Annotated in this window: 1 protein-coding gene; it reads right to left on the bottom strand. The window is 67.9% G+C overall.

What is annotated here, in order from left to right:
* Positions 1 to 1,284, bottom strand: a 1,284-nt coding sequence (locus tag WEB06_01545; GenBank protein ID MEX2554297.1) for an acetate--CoA ligase, incomplete at its 3' end; no start/stop codon positions are given.
* Positions 1,285 to 1,360 lie beyond the last annotated feature (76 nt).

Genomic DNA, 1,360 nt, shown 5'->3' with positions numbered 1-1,360 from the left:
CGTGATCAGGATCATGCCGGTCTCGGTCTGCCACCTGGTGTCGACGATCGGGCAGCGTTCGGTCCCGATGTACTTCCAGTACCAGGCCCACGCCTCGGGGTTGATCGGCTCGCCGACCGAGCCGAGCAGTCGCAGCGACGACAGGTCGTGCTTCTCCGGGAACTGCGTGCCCCACTTCATGAATGCGCGGATCGCCGTCGGCGCCGTGTAGAGGATCGTCGGGCGGTAGCGCTCGGCGATCGCCCACAGGCGGTCCTTGTCCGGGGTGTCCGGCGCGCCCTCGTAGATGATCGAGGTCGTGCCGTTCGCGAGCGGGCCGTAGACGATGTACGAGTGCCCGGTCACCCAGCCGATGTCGGCGGCACACCAATAGATGTCGGTGTCCGGATGGAGGTCGAAGATCAACCGATGGGTCGTCGACACACCGACCAGATAGCCGGCCGTCGTGTGGAGGATCCCCTTCGGTTTCCCCGTCGTGCCGGAGGTGTAGAGGATGTAGAGCGGATCCTCCGCCTCCATGTCCTCGGGGTCCGCTGTTTCCGGCTGACCGGGGACGAGGTCGTGGTACCAGACGTCGCGTTCGGCGTCCCACGGGATCTCCTGCTCGGTGCGGCGCACCACGATCACGTGCTCGATGGACGGCGTCTCCGCGACCGCGGCGTCGGCGTTCAGCTTGAGCGGTACGATCTGGCCTCGCCGCCATCCACCGTCGCCGGTCACGAGCACCTTCGCCTTGGCGTCGTTGATCCGGTCGCGCAGCGACTCCGAGGAGAACCCGCCGAACACGACCGAGTGCACCGCGCCGATCCGCGCGCACGCCAGCATCGCGACGGGCAACTCCGGGATCATGCCGAGATAGATCGCGACGCGGTCGCCCTTGCCGACGCCGAGCGACCGGAGCGCGTTCGCGAACCGGCACACCTCGGCGTGGAGCTCGCGGTAGGTGACGGTGCGGGTGTCGCCGGGCTCGCCCTCCCAGTAGTACGCGACGCGGTCGCCCTCGGAATCGAGATGACGGTCGAGGCAGTTCACCGAGACGTTCAGCCGCCCGCCCGAGAACCATCTCACCCACGGGGCATCCCACTCGAGCACCGAGTCCCACCGGCGCGACCATTCCAGATGCTCGGCCTGGCCGGCCCAGAAACCCTCGAGATCCTCAGCCGCCTCGCGGTAGATGCCGTCGTCCTTGACGAGCGCGTCGGCGCGGAAGGACTCCGGCGGATCGAAGACGCGCCTCTCGTCGAGCAGCGCCTCGATGTTCCCCGCGTCCTTCTCGTCGGCCACGTGCATACCCCCTTCGGAGATGAGCGTCGCCGGACACCCTAGTGCGGGCGTGCGACTCCCGAAAACCGGGAAGGGG

This window comes from Actinomycetota bacterium (assembly GCA_040905475.1).
In the GTDB taxonomy this organism is placed as follows: domain Bacteria; phylum Actinomycetota; class AC-67; order AC-67; family AC-67; genus DATFGK01.
The sequence above is the reverse complement of the archived record's forward strand: the minus strand, read 5'-3'. Positions and strand labels throughout refer to the sequence as shown.